At 60.7% G+C, this 15395-nt stretch carries 15 protein-coding genes; 4 read left to right on the forward strand and 11 right to left on the reverse strand.

Going from position 1 to position 15395, the window contains the following annotated elements:
- Positions 1 to 881: fibronectin type III domain-containing protein (locus EIY72_RS16625; RefSeq protein ID WP_165939606.1), on the forward strand; the 881-nt coding region annotated here is incomplete at its 5' end.
- A 26-nt stretch (positions 882 to 907) separates the two neighbouring features.
- Here the strand turns inward: EIY72_RS16625 and EIY72_RS16630 are convergent.
- The 3 genes from EIY72_RS16630 to EIY72_RS16640 form a co-directional block, all read right to left on the reverse strand.
- Positions 908 to 1549, reverse strand: coding sequence for a DUF1345 domain-containing protein (locus tag EIY72_RS16630; protein WP_093220263.1), 642 nt, complete (start codon positions 1547 to 1549; stop codon positions 908 to 910).
- A 178-nt stretch (positions 1550 to 1727) separates the two neighbouring features.
- Positions 1728 to 4826, reverse strand: a complete 3099-nt coding sequence (locus tag EIY72_RS16635; RefSeq protein ID WP_093220267.1) for an efflux RND transporter permease subunit — start codon at positions 4824 to 4826, stop codon at positions 1728 to 1730.
- Between the two features lie 15 nt (positions 4827 to 4841).
- Positions 4842 to 5999 (reverse strand): efflux RND transporter periplasmic adaptor subunit, encoded by a 1158-nt coding sequence (locus EIY72_RS16640; RefSeq protein WP_093220271.1) that lies wholly within the window; start codon positions 5997 to 5999, stop codon positions 4842 to 4844.
- A 265-nt stretch (positions 6000 to 6264) separates the two neighbouring features.
- Here EIY72_RS16640 and EIY72_RS16645 point away from each other — a divergent pair, with 265 nt between their 5' ends.
- Positions 6265 to 6966: a response regulator gene (locus EIY72_RS16645; RefSeq protein WP_093220274.1), complete on the forward strand. Its 702-nt coding sequence runs from the start codon at positions 6265 to 6267 to the stop codon at positions 6964 to 6966.
- Between the two features lie 4 nt (positions 6967 to 6970).
- Positions 6971 to 8275 carry an ATP-binding protein gene (locus tag EIY72_RS16650; RefSeq protein ID WP_093220277.1) on the forward strand — a complete coding sequence of 435 codons (1305 nt, stop codon included), beginning with the start codon at positions 6971 to 6973 and terminating at the stop codon, positions 8273 to 8275.
- 17 nt (positions 8276 to 8292) lie between these two features.
- Here the strand turns inward: EIY72_RS16650 and EIY72_RS16655 are convergent, their stop codons facing one another.
- The 4 genes from EIY72_RS16655 to EIY72_RS16670 form a co-directional block, all read right to left on the reverse strand.
- Positions 8293 to 9396, reverse strand: a complete 1104-nt coding sequence (locus EIY72_RS16655) for an RHS repeat-associated core domain-containing protein (RefSeq protein ID WP_093220280.1) — start codon at positions 9394 to 9396, stop codon at positions 8293 to 8295.
- Between the two features lie 127 nt (positions 9397 to 9523).
- Positions 9524 to 10285 (reverse strand): anti-sigma factor family protein, encoded by a 762-nt coding sequence (locus tag EIY72_RS16660; protein ID WP_093220284.1) that lies wholly within the window; start codon positions 10283 to 10285, stop codon positions 9524 to 9526.
- Positions 10282 to 10767 carry a sigma-70 family RNA polymerase sigma factor gene (locus EIY72_RS16665; RefSeq protein ID WP_093220288.1) on the reverse strand — a complete coding sequence of 162 codons (486 nt, stop codon included), beginning with the start codon at positions 10765 to 10767 and terminating at the stop codon, positions 10282 to 10284. Before EIY72_RS16665 ends, EIY72_RS16660 begins: the two co-directional genes overlap by 4 nt.
- 66 nt (positions 10768 to 10833) lie before the next feature.
- Complete coding sequence (locus EIY72_RS16670) at positions 10834 to 11367, reverse strand: tetratricopeptide repeat protein (RefSeq protein ID WP_093220293.1); 534 nt, start codon at positions 11365 to 11367, stop codon at positions 10834 to 10836.
- A gap of 136 nt (positions 11368 to 11503) precedes the next feature.
- Between EIY72_RS16670 and EIY72_RS16675 the strand changes: the two genes are divergently transcribed.
- A complete protein-coding gene (locus tag EIY72_RS16675) occupies positions 11504 to 12277 on the forward strand; it encodes a class I SAM-dependent methyltransferase (protein WP_093220297.1) in 774 nt (257 codons plus the stop codon).
- Here EIY72_RS16675 and EIY72_RS16680 read toward each other — a convergent pair.
- From EIY72_RS16680 to EIY72_RS16695, 4 genes are all read right to left on the reverse strand, one after another.
- On the reverse strand, positions 12274 to 13227 hold the full coding sequence (locus EIY72_RS16680; protein WP_093220302.1) for a D-2-hydroxyacid dehydrogenase family protein: 954 nt from the start codon (positions 13225 to 13227) through the stop codon (positions 12274 to 12276). The genes EIY72_RS16675 and EIY72_RS16680 overlap by 4 nt on opposite strands.
- 13 nt (positions 13228 to 13240) lie before the next feature.
- Entirely contained in the window at positions 13241 to 14266 is a 1026-nt protein-coding gene (locus EIY72_RS16685) for an alpha/beta fold hydrolase (protein ID WP_093220308.1), read from the reverse strand.
- Between the two features lie 89 nt (positions 14267 to 14355).
- Positions 14356 to 14790, reverse strand: coding sequence for a YqaA family protein (locus EIY72_RS16690; RefSeq protein ID WP_093230499.1), 435 nt, complete (start codon positions 14788 to 14790; stop codon positions 14356 to 14358).
- Positions 14790 to 15236, reverse strand: coding sequence for a DUF411 domain-containing protein (locus EIY72_RS16695; protein ID WP_093220312.1), 447 nt, complete (start codon positions 15234 to 15236; stop codon positions 14790 to 14792). The genes EIY72_RS16690 and EIY72_RS16695 overlap by 1 nt, the downstream gene beginning before the upstream one ends.
- Positions 15237 to 15395: the final 159 nt, after the last annotated feature.

Genomic DNA, 15395 nt, shown 5'->3' on the forward strand with positions numbered 1-15395 from the left:
TGAAGGCCCGGGATGCCGCAGGCAATCTGTCCGACGGAGCAGCTGTTACTTTCAGCACCAAGGATGTGACCGCACCTTCCAGACCAGGAACGCCTGTCGTAAGTGACCTGAGTGGCAGCTCGGCCACGCTGTCCTGGACACCCTCCACAGACAACGTTGCGGTGACGGGCTATATCATTTCACTCAATAACGGATCTCCCGTTTACATCACGAATCCCCGGCATATTTTCAATGGTTTAAGAGAGGTCACTGCCTACACGGCAGTTATTAATGCCTATGACGCTGCCGGCAACTTTTCTCCCGGCACCTCCGTCACGTTCAGTACAAGGGATGCGACAAAACCGACACAACCGACTGGTCTGGTGGCCGGGAACGTTTCAACCCGGGCTGCTGCGCTCATCTGGAATAGATCGAGTGACAATGTCGGTGTGACAGGGTACGAAATACTCAGAGATGGTCAATTTATCGATACGACCAAGGACTCTACACCGGGTTATCTGGCCATTGGACTGATTGCCGGAAACGTTTACCAGTTTTCGGTACGGGCTATCGACGCGGCGGGAAATCAATCGGAGACCAGCGCCAGCGTCCGTGTGAGTACGCCACCCATAGGTCCACCCAGGAATGTACGGACATCAGTCAGGCCTACGCGGATAGATCTTGCCTGGAATCGGCCCGAAGACGCTATAGGATTGCTTGGTTACAGAATCGAGGCGGACGACTTTAATGGCTCTTACCGCAAGGTCGAAACACCTGCACAGTCAGTGTCACTGACGCTGCTCAAGGCATCAACTGAATACACCGTCAGTATCAGTGCCCACGATGCATCTCAGTTCTATGGAGAGCCATTGATGTTAAAGGTGACCACGCCGGCGAATTGAGCAATGCAGGAAAGTCACAGTACGACTCAACTAAACAGTCCTGCGGCGATATTGATTGAAAACCCGAGTATCGCCGTATTGAACAGAAAGCCGATCAATGATTGCGCGAGCACGATCTTGCGCATCTCCCGCGTGGCCACGCCGACATCGGAGGTCTGCACCGCGACGCCTATGGTGAAGGAGAAATACAGGAAGTCCCAGTAGTTGGGTGTCAGCAAACCCTCGGCGAAGCGCAACGCCGGGTCCTTGCCGTCCCAGGTGTAGAACAGCCGCGCGTAGTGCACGCTGAAAATCACCCCGATCAGCAGCCATGAACCAATCACGGTCAATGCGGTAAATCCGTAGTGCAGCAGCTTTCGTGTGGTTTCCAAATCTTTGCTGCCGGCCAGTTCGACGGTGATGGTGGCGAGGCTGGCAATAGCGGCGATGCACACCACGAACAGCACCAGTCCGGCGTTCTCGTCTTCGATCTCGGCGATGCGCTTGACGTCCGGGGCCTTGGAGTGGGCGGTCAGCCACAGCATGAGGATCAGATAGGTCCAGACGCCTGCGTTCCAGCCGAAGAGGATCTTGCTGATGATCGAGTCGGCCGGTGCCAGGATGCCCACCGCCAGGCCAAGGGTGGCTGCGGCAGACAGGCGCGGGTGGGTGTGGGTGAGGTAGGGCATGTGGGCTCGATGGCGGAAGGTGTGCAGACACCTTAGCTCAGGAGCTACTCATCTTGAAATCCATGAGCCCATTGTGGGAGCGAGCCTGCTCGCGATTGCGGTTAGCCAGTCGCAGTCATGCCTGACTGTGACACCGCTATCGCGAGCAGGCTCGCTCCTACAGGTATTGCAGTCTTGGTTAGTCTTGTTTGTGGCGTTTGCGCACCAGTTTCATCACCACCACAAAAAACACCGGTACGAACACCACGGCCAGCGTCGCGGTGATCATCCCGCCGATTACCCCGGTACCGATCGCCTGCTGGCTCGCCGAACTGGCGCCGGTGGCAATCGCCAGCGGCACCACGCCGAGGATGAACGCCAGCGAGGTCATGACAATCGGCCGCAGACGCAGGCGTGCCGCTTGCAGCGTAGCGTCGATCAGGTCGTGGCCTTCGTCGTACAGGCTCTTGGCGAACTCGATGATCAGGATCGCGTTTTTCGCCGACAGGCCGATGATGGTGATCAGCCCGACCTTGAAGAACACATCATTGGGCATGCCGCGCAAGGTCACGGCCAGCACGGCACCGAGGACGCCCAAGGGCACCACCAGCAGCACCGAGGTCGGAATCGACCAGCTCTCGTACAACGCCGCCAGGCAAAGGAACACGATCAACAGCGACAGCCCCAGCAGGATTGGCGCCTGACTGCCGGACAGGCGTTCCTGCAATGACAGACCGGTCCACTCTTGGCCAAGTCCCGCCGGGCCCTGGGCCACCAAGCGTTCGATTTCCGCCATGGCTTCGCCGGTGCTGTGACCGGGCTTGGGTTCACCGGAAATGCTGATCGCCGGATAGCCGTTGTAACGCGTCAACTGCGCCGGGCCCTGGGTCCATCTGGCCTGCACGAACGCCGACAGCGGCACCATTTTGCCCTGGGAGTTGCGCACGTGCATTTTCAGCAGATCATCGACTTGGCTGCGGTGATCGCCTTCGGCCTGTACCACCACACGCTGCATCCGCCCCTGGTTGGGGAAGTCGTTGATGTAGGCCGAGCCGACGGCTGTGGACAGGACGTTGCCGACGTCGGCAAAGGACACACCCAGCGCGTTGGCCTGCTTGCGGTCGACGATCAGTTCCACCTGCGGTGCTTCGGCCAGCGCGCTTTCGCGCACGTTCATCAGGATCGGACTTTTCTCGGCGGCGTCGAGGAATGCAGTGCGTGCCTCCATCAGCGCTGCGTGACCGAGTCCGCCGCGGTCCTGCAAGCGGAACTCGAAACCGCTGGACGTGCCCAGGCCGTCCACCGGCGGCGGCAGGACGGAGAAGAGCACCGCGTCCTTGATCTGACCGAGAGCGGCGTTGGCGCGGTCGGCAATTGAACCGGCCGAGTCCTCGCTGCCCCGTTTCGACCAGTCCTTCAAGGTACTGAAGGCCAGCGCCGCGTTCTGACCACTGCCGGAGAAGCTGAAACCGAGAATCACCACGCTGTCGCTGATGCCCGGCTCGCCGGCGTTGTGCGCCTCGACCTGCTCGGCGACCTGCACCGTGCGGTTTTTGCTCGCGCCCGGTGGCAGTTGAATGTCGGTGATGGTGTAACCCTGGTCTTCCACCGGCAAAAACGAAGAGGGCAGGCGAGCGAAACATACCACCAGCCCCACCAGCAGTACGCCGTAGATCAGCAGGAAGCGCCCGGTGCGTTTCAGGGCGTAGGCCACCCAGCCTTGATAACGTTCGGTCAGTTGCTCGAATCGGCGGTTGAACCAGCCGAAGAAACCGGTCTTTTCGTGATGCTCGCCCTTGGCAATCGGCTTGAGCAGCGTTGCGCACAGGGCCGGGGTCAAGGTCAGGGCGAGGAAGGCCGAGAACAGGATCGAGGTCGCCATCGACAGCGAGAACTGTTGGTAGATCACCCCCACCGAGCCCTGCATGAAGGCCATCGGGATGAACACCGCCACCAGCACCAGGGTGATACCGATGATGGCGCCGGTGATCTGGGTCATGGCCTTGCGCGTGGCTTCCTTGGGCGACAGTCCCTCGGTGGCCATGATCCGCTCGACGTTCTCCACCACCACGATGGCATCGTCCACCAGGATGCCGATGGCCAGCACCATGCCGAACATGGTCAGCACGTTGATCGAAAAACCCAGCGCCAGCATGGTGGCGAAGGTGCCCATCAGCGCGACCGGCACCACCAGGGTCGGGATCAGCGTATAGCGAATGTTCTGCAGGAACAGGAACATCACCGCGAACACCAGCAGCATCGCCTCACCCAGGGTGTAGACCACTTTGGTGATCGACACCTTGACGAAAGGCGAGGTGTCGTACGGGATCGAATACTCGACGTTGGCCGGGAAGTAACGCTTGAGCTCGTCCATCTTCGCCCGCACCAGGGTCGCGGTGTTCAGGGCGTTGGCGCCGGGCGAGAGTTGCACGGCTACCGCAGTGGACGGCTTGCCGTTCAGGCGTGTGGAGAACTGGTACTCCTGGCTGCCGATCTCGACACGCGCCACGTCACCGATGCGTACGGTGGAGCCGTCCGGATTGGCCTTGAGCACGATGTCGGCGAACTCTTCAGGGGTCGACAACTGGCCCTTGACCAGAATGGTTGCGGTAATTTCCTGGGCGCTGCGGGTTGGCAGGTCGCCGATGCTGCCGGCCGACACCTGGGCGTTCTGTGCGACGATGGCGGCGTTGACGTCGGCCGGGGTCAGGTTAAAACCGATCAGCTTCTGCGGATCGATCCAGATGCGCATGGCGCGCTCGGCGCCGTACAGCTGTGCCTTGCCGACGCCGTCCAGGCGCTTGATCTCGTTCATCACGTTGCGCGCCAGATAATCACTGAGCGCCACGTCGTCGAGTTTGCCGTCGCGGGAGGTAAGGGTGATCAGCAGCAGGAAGCCCGAGGAGACTTTCTCCACCTGCAAACCTTGCTGGTTCACCGCTTGCGGCAGCCGTGACTCGACGGCCTTCAAACGGTTCTGCACGTCGACCTGGGCCAGTTCCGGGTTGGTGCCCGGTTGAAAGGTAGCCTTGATGGTGGCGCTGCCGAGACTGCTCTGGGATTCGAAGTACAACAGATGATCAGCGCCGTTGAGTTCTTCCTCGATCAGGCTGACCACGCTTTCGTCCACGGTTTGCGCCGAAGCGCCCGGGTACACGGCGTAGATTTCGATTTGTGGCGGGGCGACGTCGGGGTATTGCGCCACCGGCAGCTGCGGGATGGCCAGGGCACCGGCCAGCAGGATGAACAGGGCGACCACCCAGGCGAATACCGGGCGGTCGATAAAAAACTGCGGCATAAACAAGCGTCCTGCTTACTGGCCAGTCACCTGGGCAAGTGGAAGAGGGGTGTCGTCGATCTGCACTTTCTCGCCGGGGCGGGCGTGCTGCAGGCCTTCGATGACGATGCGGTCGCCCGGTTTCAGGCCGCCCGTGACGACCCAGCGATCGTTCTGCACGGCGCCCAGTTCGATGGGCTGGCGGCCAACGCGCTGTTCGGCATCGAGCAGCAGCACCTGGGCGATGCCGGCGCTGTCACGCTGCACGGCTCGCTGCGGCACGCTGATGCCTTGCTGGTTGACCGCCTGCTCCAGACGTACCCGCACGAAACTGCCCGGCAGTAAGTCGAGGTCCGGGTTGGGAAACTCACTGCGCAGGATGATCTGGCCGGTGCCCGGATCGACCGTGATGTCGGCGAACAGCAGCTTGCCCGGCAAGGGATAAAGACTGCCGTCGTCCTGAATCAGCGTGGCCTTGACCTGATCCTGGCCGACTTGCTGCAAGTGCCCGGAACGGAAGGCCCGGCGCAGGTCGTTGAGTTCACGGGTGGATTGGGTCAAGTCGGCGTGAATCGGGTTCAGCTGCTGGATCAGCGCCAATGGCGTGGTTTCATTCTGTCCGACCAAGGCGCCTTCGGTGACCAGCGCCCGGCCAATGCGCCCGGAAATCGGTGCGGTGACAGTGGCGTAGCCGAGGTTGAGTTTCGCCCGTTCGACCGCGGCTTTACTCGCCGCCACGTCGGCGGCGGTTTGCCGTGCGTTGGCGCGGGCGTTGTCGTAGTCCTGGCCGCTGATGGCCTTGTCGTCGATCAGTTGCGCGTAACGCTGTTCCTGCAGCTTGGCCTGGAAGGCATTGGCCTCGGCCTTGCGCAGGGCGGCTTCGGCGCTGTCCAGATCGGCTTTGAAAGGGGCCGGGTCGATGCGGAACAGCACGTCGCCTTTCTTCACGTCGCTGCCTTCGCGGAAGGTCCGTTGCAAGACCACGCCGGCGACACGGGCTCGGACTTCAGCGATGCGCGGCGCGGCAATGCGCCCGCTCAGCTCGCTGCTGATGGTCAGTGGGCGGGCTTCGATGGTTTCGATGCGCACGGTGGCCAATGGCGCCTGTTCTTCGGCGGTGGAGGACTTGTCACAGGCGCCCAGTGTCAACGCCAGCGCAATCAGACTGAGCCTGGCAAGCAGATTCTTCGACATGTAATACCCCAATAAAGACCCCCAGCATCCTACTGGGCGTCGGCGAGGGTAGCGGTGAAGCTTTGTTGGTGCTGTGTGAAATTGTGTAAGGGTTTTACTCACGCATGGGTGAGGGCGTATATCCTTCAGGCCTTGAATTTTATTGCGCCTGCCCGATTGCTATCGCGAGCAGGCTCGCTCCTACAGTTGAACGACGGTCCTTGTGGGAGCGAGCTTGCTCGCGATGGCGGCATGGCTGGCGCCACAGCACTTTCTGGAAACACCCATGCCCAACATCCTCCTGGTCGAAGACGACACCGCACTCGCCGAACTGATCGCCAGTTACCTGGAACGCAACGGCTACTCCGTCAGCGTGATCGGTCGTGGCGATCAGGTGCGCGAACGCGCGCGGGTCAGCCCGCCGGACCTGGTGATTCTCGACCTGATGCTGCCCGGCCTCGACGGCTTGCAGGTCTGTCGTCTGCTGCGCGCCGACTCGGCGGCGCTGCCAATCCTGATGCTCACCGCTCGCGACGACAGCCACGATCAAGTGCTGGGCCTGGAAATGGGCGCCGACGACTACGTCACCAAACCCTGCGAGCCGCGGGTGCTGCTGGCCCGTGTCCGCACCCTTTTGCGGCGCAGCAGCCTCAGCGAACCGCAGACCGTCAACGACCGCATCCTGATGGGCAACCTGTGCATCGACTTGTCCGAGCGTACCGTGACCTGGCGCGAGCAACTGGTGGAACTGTCCAGCGGCGAATACAACCTGTTGGTGGTACTGGCCCGCCACGCCGGTGAAGTGCTGAGCCGCGACCAGATCCTCCAGCGCCTGCGCGGCATCGAGTTCAACGGTACCGACCGCTCGGTGGACGTGGCGATCTCCAAGTTGCGGCGCAAGTTCGACGATCACGCCGGCGAGGCACGCAAGATCAAGACGGTGTGGGGCAAAGGCTATCTGTTCAGCCGTTCCGAGTGGGAATGCTGAGGCGATGTTTCGAATTCTCTTTCGCCTGTACCTGGTGACCATTGTCTCGTTCAGCGCGGCGATTTACCTGGTGCCGGACCTGGTGGTGAAAGTGTTCCAGGAACGCTTTGTCACCTACAACCTCGATTACTCCCGGGGTTTGCAAACGCTGATCGTCAAACAGTTCCACGCGGTGCCGACCGAGCAATGGCCAGCACTGGCGGCCGAGATGGACAAGGACTTCAAACCCTTGCACATACTGCTCAGTGGCAACGACGATGCCAGCCTGTCTGCGGAAGAACAGCAGCGTTTGCAGCGGGGCGAAAACGTAGTGCGGGTGGGCGATTGGGGCTGGCGTACTTTGGCAGTCGCGCCGCTCGATGAGCACACTGTGGTGCAGATGGTGGTGCCGCCGGACCCGCTGGATGTCAACTTGTTGTACTGGGGCATCAACGTGCTGATTGGCGCGACCATGCTCGCCTGCCTGTTGTTGTGGCTGCGCCCGCACTGGCGTGATCTGGAGCGCCTGAAGTTCACGGCCGAGCGCTTCGGTAAAGGACACCTGAGCGAACGTACGCAGATCCCTGCCAGTTCGAACATCGGCAGCCTGGCCCACGTGTTCGACACCATGGCCGGGGATATCGAGAACCTTCTCAACCAGCAGCGCGATTTGCTCAATGCCGTGTCCCACGAACTGCGCACGCCGCTGACACGCCTGGATTTCGGCCTGGCGTTGGCGCTGTCCGAGGAAATGCCGCAGGCCAGTCGTGAGCGCTTGCAAAGCCTGATCGCGCACATTCGCGAACTGGATGAGCTGGTGTTGGAGTTGCTGTCCTACAGCCGTTTGCAAAACCCGGCGCGTTTGCCGGAACAGGTCGAGGTATCGCTGGACGAATTCATCGACAGTATTCTGGGCAGCGTCGACGAAGAACTGGAGTCCCCGGACATCGTCATTGACGTGCTTCTGCACGGCCAGCTCGAACGCTTCAGCCTCGACCCGCGCCTGACCGCCCGCGCCTTGCAGAACCTGCTGCGCAACGCCATGCGCTACTGTGAAAAACGCATTCAGATCGGTGTGCAGGTGTACGCCGGCGGCTGTGAAATCTGGGTGGACGATGACGGCATTGGCATTCCGGATGATGAACGCGAACGGATCTTCGAGCCGTTCTACCGCCTCGACCGCAGCCGCGATCGGGCCACCGGTGGTTTTGGTCTGGGACTGGCCATCAGCCGTCGCGCCCTGGAGGCTCAGGGCGGGACGTTGACGGTAGAAGCGTCGCCCTTGGGGGGAGCGCGGTTCCGATTGTGGTTGCCGACGTCCGGTGCATGACAAAGTTGATCTGGACTCTATGCAAACGAACTTGAGTTACGCCGCGAGCTAGCGCCTGTGGATCTTATACTGTCTGAACGCTGACGAGTGATTGGGGGCGATCCTGACCGGATCATCGCAAGTTCGATGTTTTCGACAGAAGTTGGCTTTGGCTGGTGAGGTATCGGGTGTGTAGGGCGTGAATCAAACACCAGGGAGGCATAATCTGGCGGCTGCTCTCCATGGCGTGGTGGCACCAGGCTGTAGGGCGGCGGCGGATCTATGTCCCCGCTGCCCAATGCTGGACTAAGGCTTCGTCTGTTGCCTATTGATGGGGCAAGACTTGGCCTGCGGCCCAATGATGGGGTAAGGCTTGGCCCACGGCCTAATGATGGGGCAATACCTGCACTGCTGGCTGATGCTGAGAAAGCGGACCCGATAGTCACCACCGTAAGGCCAGCAAGTACCAGTGTTCCAGCGATAATGACGTTCTTGTCTCCGGTCACAACGCCAACTCCTAATGTAGTTGTCCCAACCGCCAAGCCTGAAAAAAATAAAAACTTACGTGAAAGGACATACGGTTTAACGACAGCGATGAGAAATTGACCAAAGTGACCGTTCGGGTCGCTGCGATTGACGGGGTCACCCAGGCAGTAAGCGTAGGTATTCAATCCGCCTTCACCAAAGGGACTCCAACTGTCCGGGCTGTTGAATCGCATCAACACCGGGTTGAACTGCCGGTAACCGTTGCCCAGATGATAATGCCCGGTCAGCGGGTCCCGTCGTTCGCCGTTGAAGCCTGGCAGGCCGAGCAAACCGTTCGCTGGGGATGGATGACCATAGGGTGTATAGGTGCCGGATTGTGTTTGAGTGGCACTGCCGGCATATAGCACTGATCGCTGCTGGTTGGTTGCCAGCAGCGCAGTGTCGAGCCGGTCATTTTGACGCGATTGTTGCGCCACTGGCAGGTCATCATGCTGGATGATGCTGCGTCGCACCGCACCTTGAACTTCTGTAGCAAGACGGCTTTTACAGTAAAACCGCTGAAGCTTGTCTGCGGCAGCGGGAGAAAGCTGAGCCAACCGGTCAAGGGCGTCGTACTGGTAGCTCGATAGCAGGGTTGTGCGAGAGTAAGTCGACATTGCCTGGCTTCCACACAGGATTTAAGGGCTTCCCATCGTCAGCCGCGATTCGCCTTTCGTCTACTGTCAGAACTGATAGTGGGGGAGCGCAATAAATAGCCCCGATGTCGTGATCGCCCGGAGCGATTCAGGTATTCAGTCGCCCTCTTAGCACTGTCGCCATGTCCTGCAAGTCGTCCATCGGGTTATGCCCGATCAACATCCAGGCATGTTCCATGTCGGCCCAGTAAACGATGTTCAACTCGTGCCTTTGCTCCTGGGCAATGTGTCGGCTGCCGCTGTTGGAGCGCGTCACGCACAGCGCCATCGGGCCGTGGACTGGATCGAGGTAGGTGATCTGGGCGATGGGCACGCCTTCGTATTCGAGGATCTGCGCGCGCTTGAGTTCGGCGCGGGGCAAGGCCAGTTTGGCCGGGGCAAGGCTCAAGCCCAAGCGTGCGTCGATGGTGCGCAATTGCGCGCGCTGCGTGGCGTCGTCTCCGGGTAGGTGGTCGAGCGTCTGTGGCACGTACAGCGACATGTATTCGGCCACAAGGCCGCGCCAGTTTTCCTTTTCCTGACTCAGTTGCCAGTTGAGAAACAGTCGGTCGGCGAGCACGCTGGCAGCTACCAGTCCGGCTGCCGCCGCGAGAAACCAGCGGCGATTGAGGCCAGGGCGGGCGGGTGGGGGCAGGGTGTCGAGCATGGCTTGCAGGCGATGCACCGGCGCCTGCTTCGTCAACTCGTCGTAGGCTGACTTGAACGGCAGGCTGCTGCGGTTCAGCCATTGCAGGCGCAAGCCGATCATCGGGTCGGCGGCAATGGCCGCGTCGATGCGTTCACGTTGTTCCTGATCCAGTTGGTTGTCGAGGTAGGCCACCAGTTGTTCGTCAGAGGGTTTCGCGTTCATGGGCGCTCTCCACTGGTGGGGGCCGACACGACGTGTAGCGGCGGGTATTCGGCCAGTTTTGCCCGAGCCGTGGCCAGCCGGCTCATGACGGTACCGATGGGTACTTGCAGTACGTCGGCGACTTCGCGGTACGACAAGCCTTCAACGTAGGCGAGAAACACGGTTTCACGCTGGGCTTCGGGCAGTGCGTCGACGCGGCGGATGACCTGCGCCGCCAGCACATGGGTTTGTGCCGCGTATTCGCCGTCAAATGACAGCGCCTGATCGGCGTCAGCCCAGCCTTGACCGTGGCGCACCTTGCGCGCGCGGACTTCGTTGAGCCAGATCGAATGCAGAATGCTCAACAACCAGCGGTCCATGCGTGTGCCCTCGATGAATTGCCCGGCGCGTTCCAGTGCCCGTACGCAGGTCGCCTGCACCAGGTCATCGGCCACGTGCCGTTGCCGGGACAACAGCAGGCCATAGCGCCATAAACGCGCCAGATGCTGGTTCAGTTCTGCTCGTATTGTCTGATCGCTGGCGATGGCGACCTCCGTCCGCTCGGGCTGTCAGGTTTTCGATGAATCGTTGATGGCTTCGGCCAGGTCCTGGTATTCCTCGCAGCGGGTATTGCCGCAGATGGATTTGATCTGCTGCAACTGTTCCTGCGCCAGGTCCAGGCGGCCTTTTATCACATAGGCCTCGCCCAGGTATTCACGCACTTGCGCATAGTGCGGGTCGAGCTGGACCGATTGCAGGTAATAGCCGATGCCTTCGTCGGTGCGCCCCAGTTTACGCGTGGCGTAGCCGCGATAGTTAAGGGCTTTGGCCGTGTTCGGATTTTTCAGGGTGTCGAGCAGGGCCAGGGCTTCTTCGTAGCGCCCGTCCTTGGCCAGTTGGTAAGCGTAATTGGTGCGGTCTTCATCCGGTACCAGGCTGCTGGTCTGGCGCACGCATTTTTGCGACCGGGTGTCGTAGACCTGGCCTTTCGGGCAATTGGGCTTGGCCGGTGCATCATCGTCGCCGTGGGCCATCACGTGGGCGCTGGTCAGGGCGAGAGCAATCAGCAGCGGGCTGGTGAACAGAGCGAAACGGTTGTTCATGGCAATCCTCCAGGGCGGTACAGGATGAACACCGCAGCATGAACAATTATTCATTGCCTGACGGCGCTGTTTTTCAAGGAAAGCTCATTTTCAGGCGCTATGCTCGTCAGCATTCGCCATAGTCGGGAGACAGGCCATGAGAGATCAAGTCCATCATTCGGCGGCCGCCGGTTACAAGCAGGTTGCCGACACCTACGTGCGCGGCCGGCCTGACTATCCGCCGCAAGTGGCGCAATGGCTGAGCGATGAGCTGGGGCTGGAGGATGACAAGACCGTGATCGACCTAGGGGCTGGCACTGGCAAGTTCACTGCCCGGCTGGTGGATACCGGCGCGCAGGTGATTGCCGTGGAGCCGGTGCCGCAAATGCTGGAAAAACTGTCCGCCGCGTTTCCCGGTGTACTGGCGGTCAATGGTACGGCGATGGACTTGCCGCTACCCGACGCTTCGGTGGATGTGGTGGTTTGCGCCCAGGCCTTTCACTGGTTCGCCGGCAGTGAAGCGCTGACGGAAATCGCCCGGGTACTGAAACCCGGTGGCAAGTTGGCATTGGTGTGGAACTTGCGCGACACCCAGGTGAGCTGGGTACCGAAACTGGACGCCATCGTCAATGCGCTGGAGGGTGACACCCCGCGCTACTACACCGGCGCCTGGCGTCATGCCTTTCCGCACCCTGCGTTCGGCCCGCTGCACGAGCAGCATTTCAGCCACGGGCATACCGGCTCGCCGGAAGACGTTATTTTCAACCGAGTGCGCTCCACCAGCTTCATCGCGGCACTACCGGCACTGGTGCGGGGTAAGGTTGACGAGCAGATTCGCGCTCTGATTGCCGCAGAGCCGGACCTGCGCGGCAAAGAGGTGGTGACCGTGCCTTACGACACGGCCACCTTTGTGGCGGTCAAGCGCGGTTAACCGAGCAGGCGAATCGGCGTGCCTGCCGACCAGGCCTGAATATCCTCGATCATCTGTGAGAAAAACAGCTGGTAATTCTGCTGGCTGACGTAACCGACGTGGGGCGTGGCCAGTACATTGTCCAGTGTCCGGAACGGGTGATGGGCGGGCAAGGGTTCCTGTTCGAACACATCCAGCGCTGCACCGGCCAGTCGATTTTTCTGCAGGGCCTTGATCAGAGCCGCTTCGTCGACAATCGGCCCGCGAGCGGTGTTGACCAGCAACGCCGTGGGTTTCATCCAGCCCAGCGCTTGCGCATCCACCAGACCGCGACTGCGTTCGCTGAGCACCAGGTGCACCGACAGCACGTCTGCCTGTTCGAACAGTTCCTGCTTGCTGACATGGGTCACGCCGACTTGCGCAGCCCGTTCGGCGGTGAGGTTTTCACTCCAGGCGATGACCCGCATGCCGAACACCTGACCGAACTGGGCGACACGTTGACCAATGCTGCCCAGGCCGAGAATGGCCAAGGTCTTGCCGTGCAGGTCGCCACCCAGGCCTTGCTGCCATTGCCCGGCGCGCAAGGCATTGGCTTCGGCCACCAGATTGCGCGTAGCCGCCATGATCAAAGCCCAGGTCAATTCCGGTGCGGCGTGTTTGTAGCTGTCGCTGCCGCAGACCTGAATGCCCAGCGCGGCGGCAGCCTTGAGGTCAAGGGCAGCATTGCGCATGCCACCGGTCACCAGCAGTTTCAGTTTTGGCAGACGGCGCAGCAAATCTTCATCGAAACGGGTGCGTTCGCGCATCACGCAAATCACCTCGAACCCGGCCAGGCGCCGGGCGAGGGTTTCATTGTCGGCGGGGTAGTCATGCAGGAAACTCACCTGGCCAATGGCATCCAGCGCCGACCAGTCCACCACACCCTGAGCCACGCCCTGCCAGTCATCGATTACCGCGATCTGCACCGTCATCCGCTGTTCCTCTTTATTGCACGGGGTTGTTTTTGCTCAACCAGGCGAGCAGGGCCTGGTGGAATTGTTGCGGTTCTTCCATCTGCGGGGCGTGGCCCATGCCGGGGAACTCCACCAGGGTCGAGTGCGGAATCAGCTTGGCGACTTCCTTGCCGAGGACGTCGTAATGGCCGAGCTTCGCCTTGACCTCAGGCGAGGCGATGTCACTGCCAATGGCGGTGGAGTCGGATGTCCCGATCAGCAGAAGGGTCGGCATCTTCAGGTTTTTGAATTCGTAGTACACCGGTTGAGTGAAGATCATGTCGTAGATCAGCGCCGAGTTCCACGCGACCTGTTTTTGCCCCGGCCCCTTGTTCAGCCCGGCGAGCATGTCCACCCAGCGATCGAACTCGGGTTTCCAGCGACCTTCGTAATAGGTGTTGCGTTCATAGGTGCGGATGCTGTCGGCAGTGAGCTTCAGTTCTCGTTCGTACCATTGGTCAATGGTGCGGTACGGCACGCCGAGAGCCTTCCAGTCTTCCAGACCGATCGGGTTGACCATTGCCAGTTGCTCGACCTGTTCGGGGTATTGCAGTGCATATCGGGTGGCGAGCATGCCGCCGGTGGAGTGCCCTAGCAGCGTGGCTTTCTGAATGCCGAGGGCCTTGAGCAGTTGCTGGGTGTTGGTCGCCAGTTGCTGGAAGCTGTACTGATAGTGTTCCGGTTTGCTGGAGGTGCAGAAGCCGATCTGATCCGGTGCGATCACTCGGTAACCGGCCTCGCTCAGCGCCTTGATCGAACTGTCCCAAGTGGCGCCGCAGAAGTTCTTGCCGTGCATCAGCACGATGCTGCGACCGTTGGCCTTGCCGTGGGCGGCAACGTCCATGTAGCCCATTTGCAGGGATTGGCCCTGGGATTGAAAGGCGAAGTGTTTGACCGTGTACGGGTATTCGAAACCTTGCAACTCGGGGCCATAGGCCGGGCCGTCGGCATGGGCGATGGCGGGCAGGGCGGCGGTCAGGAGCAGACCGGGCAGCCAGCGGCGGAAGGAAAGCGGCATAGAGGGAAACTCCATTTCAGAAAGCAGCCGATGCTGGTGCGGCTTGATTAGGGCGAGATTAAGCACAGGCAATGGATGTTCATGATCGTTCAACTCATCCAGCCCAGTGTTGCCATTGCCAGCACACAATAACGGGCGCCCTTGGCCAGGGTGACTATCAACAGGAAACGACCCAGGGGTTCGCGCATCACGCCGGCCACCAGCGTCAGCGGATCGCCGATCACCGGCAACCAGCTGAACAATAGCGACCAGTGGCCGTAGCCTTGGTAATGGGTCCGGGCTTTTTCCAGGAGAGCCGGCTTTACAGGGAACCAGCGCCGCCCGCGAAAACGCTCGATACCACGCCCCAGCCACCAGTTGACCAGTGAGCCGAGCACATTGCCCAGGGTCGCGATGGCCAGCAACATCCAGAGCTCATAGCGGTCACTGAGCAACAACCCCACCAGGACGGCCTCGGACTGCAACGGCAACAAGGTCGCCGCACCGAATGCGGCGAAGAACAGCCCAATATACGCACCGAAGATCAATGGGCCGGGTAGTCCGCGACCACCACATCAGTACCATCGTTTTTCAGGCCGATCACCTGATAGGCGTCGCTCATGCCATCCATCTCCATTCCGGGCGATCCCATGGGCATGCCGGGGGCGGCAACGCCCAGCAGATCATCACGCTTGCTCAAGGCCAGCACTTGATCGGCCGGCACATGGCCTTCGACGAATTTGCCGTTGATCAATGCGGTGTGGCACGACGCAAGGCGCGGTGGCACGCCGTGCAGCTGCTTGAAGCGGCTCATGTCGGCTTCGACATGGTCTTCAACTTTGAACCCGTTGGCCTCCAGGTGGCTGATCCATTTTTTGCAGCAGCCGCAATTGGCGTCGCGGTGCACCTCGATCGGGATCAGGTCGGCAGCCTGGGCCAGGGAGGACAGGAGGAGGGCGCTCAGGGTGATCAGACGCAGGTGGGTACGCATGGAAGGGATCTCGGCTAGCGGGCAAAAAAACGCATTCTGACCATTTTCTCCGGTCAGGCATGTCAGGAGTGTTTCGAATTACTACGAAAAAGCTCGCATGATCATCGTAGATCAAGGCTGTCAGGCGGATGAGCGATACATGACTAATATGTCAGTTTG

This window comes from Pseudomonas vancouverensis, from assembly GCF_004348895.1.
GTDB lineage: Bacteria > Pseudomonadota > Gammaproteobacteria > Pseudomonadales > Pseudomonadaceae > Aquipseudomonas > Aquipseudomonas vancouverensis.

Excerpts from the sequence above, each read along its gene's own strand:
- EIY72_RS16680 (WP_093220302.1), bottom strand. The coding sequence starts at position 13,227 with ATGACGGTGCAGATCGCGGTAATCGATGACTGGCAGGGCGTGGCTCAG.
- EIY72_RS16675 (WP_093220297.1), top strand. The coding sequence starts at position 11,504 with ATGAGAGATCAAGTCCATCATTCGGCGGCCGCCGGTTACAAGCAGGTT.
- EIY72_RS16670 (WP_093220293.1), bottom strand. The coding sequence starts at position 11,367 with ATGAACAACCGTTTCGCTCTGTTCACCAGCCCGCTGCTGATTGCTCTC.
- EIY72_RS16685 (WP_093220308.1), bottom strand. The coding sequence starts at position 14,266 with ATGCCGCTTTCCTTCCGCCGCTGGCTGCCCGGTCTGCTCCTGACCGCC.
- EIY72_RS16695 (WP_093220312.1), bottom strand. The coding sequence starts at position 15,236 with ATGCGTACCCACCTGCGTCTGATCACCCTGAGCGCCCTCCTCCTGTCC.
- EIY72_RS16650 (WP_093220277.1), top strand. The coding sequence starts at position 6,971 with ATGTTTCGAATTCTCTTTCGCCTGTACCTGGTGACCATTGTCTCGTTC.
- EIY72_RS16640 (WP_093220271.1), bottom strand. The coding sequence starts at position 5,999 with ATGTCGAAGAATCTGCTTGCCAGGCTCAGTCTGATTGCGCTGGCGTTG.
- EIY72_RS16660 (WP_093220284.1), bottom strand. The coding sequence starts at position 10,285 with ATGAACGCGAAACCCTCTGACGAACAACTGGTGGCCTACCTCGACAAC.
- EIY72_RS16635 (WP_093220267.1), bottom strand. The coding sequence starts at position 4,826 with ATGCCGCAGTTTTTTATCGACCGCCCGGTATTCGCCTGGGTGGTCGCC.
- EIY72_RS16630 (WP_093220263.1), bottom strand. The coding sequence starts at position 1,549 with ATGCCCTACCTCACCCACACCCACCCGCGCCTGTCTGCCGCAGCCACC.
- EIY72_RS16655 (WP_093220280.1), bottom strand. The coding sequence starts at position 9,396 with ATGTCGACTTACTCTCGCACAACCCTGCTATCGAGCTACCAGTACGAC.
- EIY72_RS16645 (WP_093220274.1), top strand. The coding sequence starts at position 6,265 with ATGCCCAACATCCTCCTGGTCGAAGACGACACCGCACTCGCCGAACTG.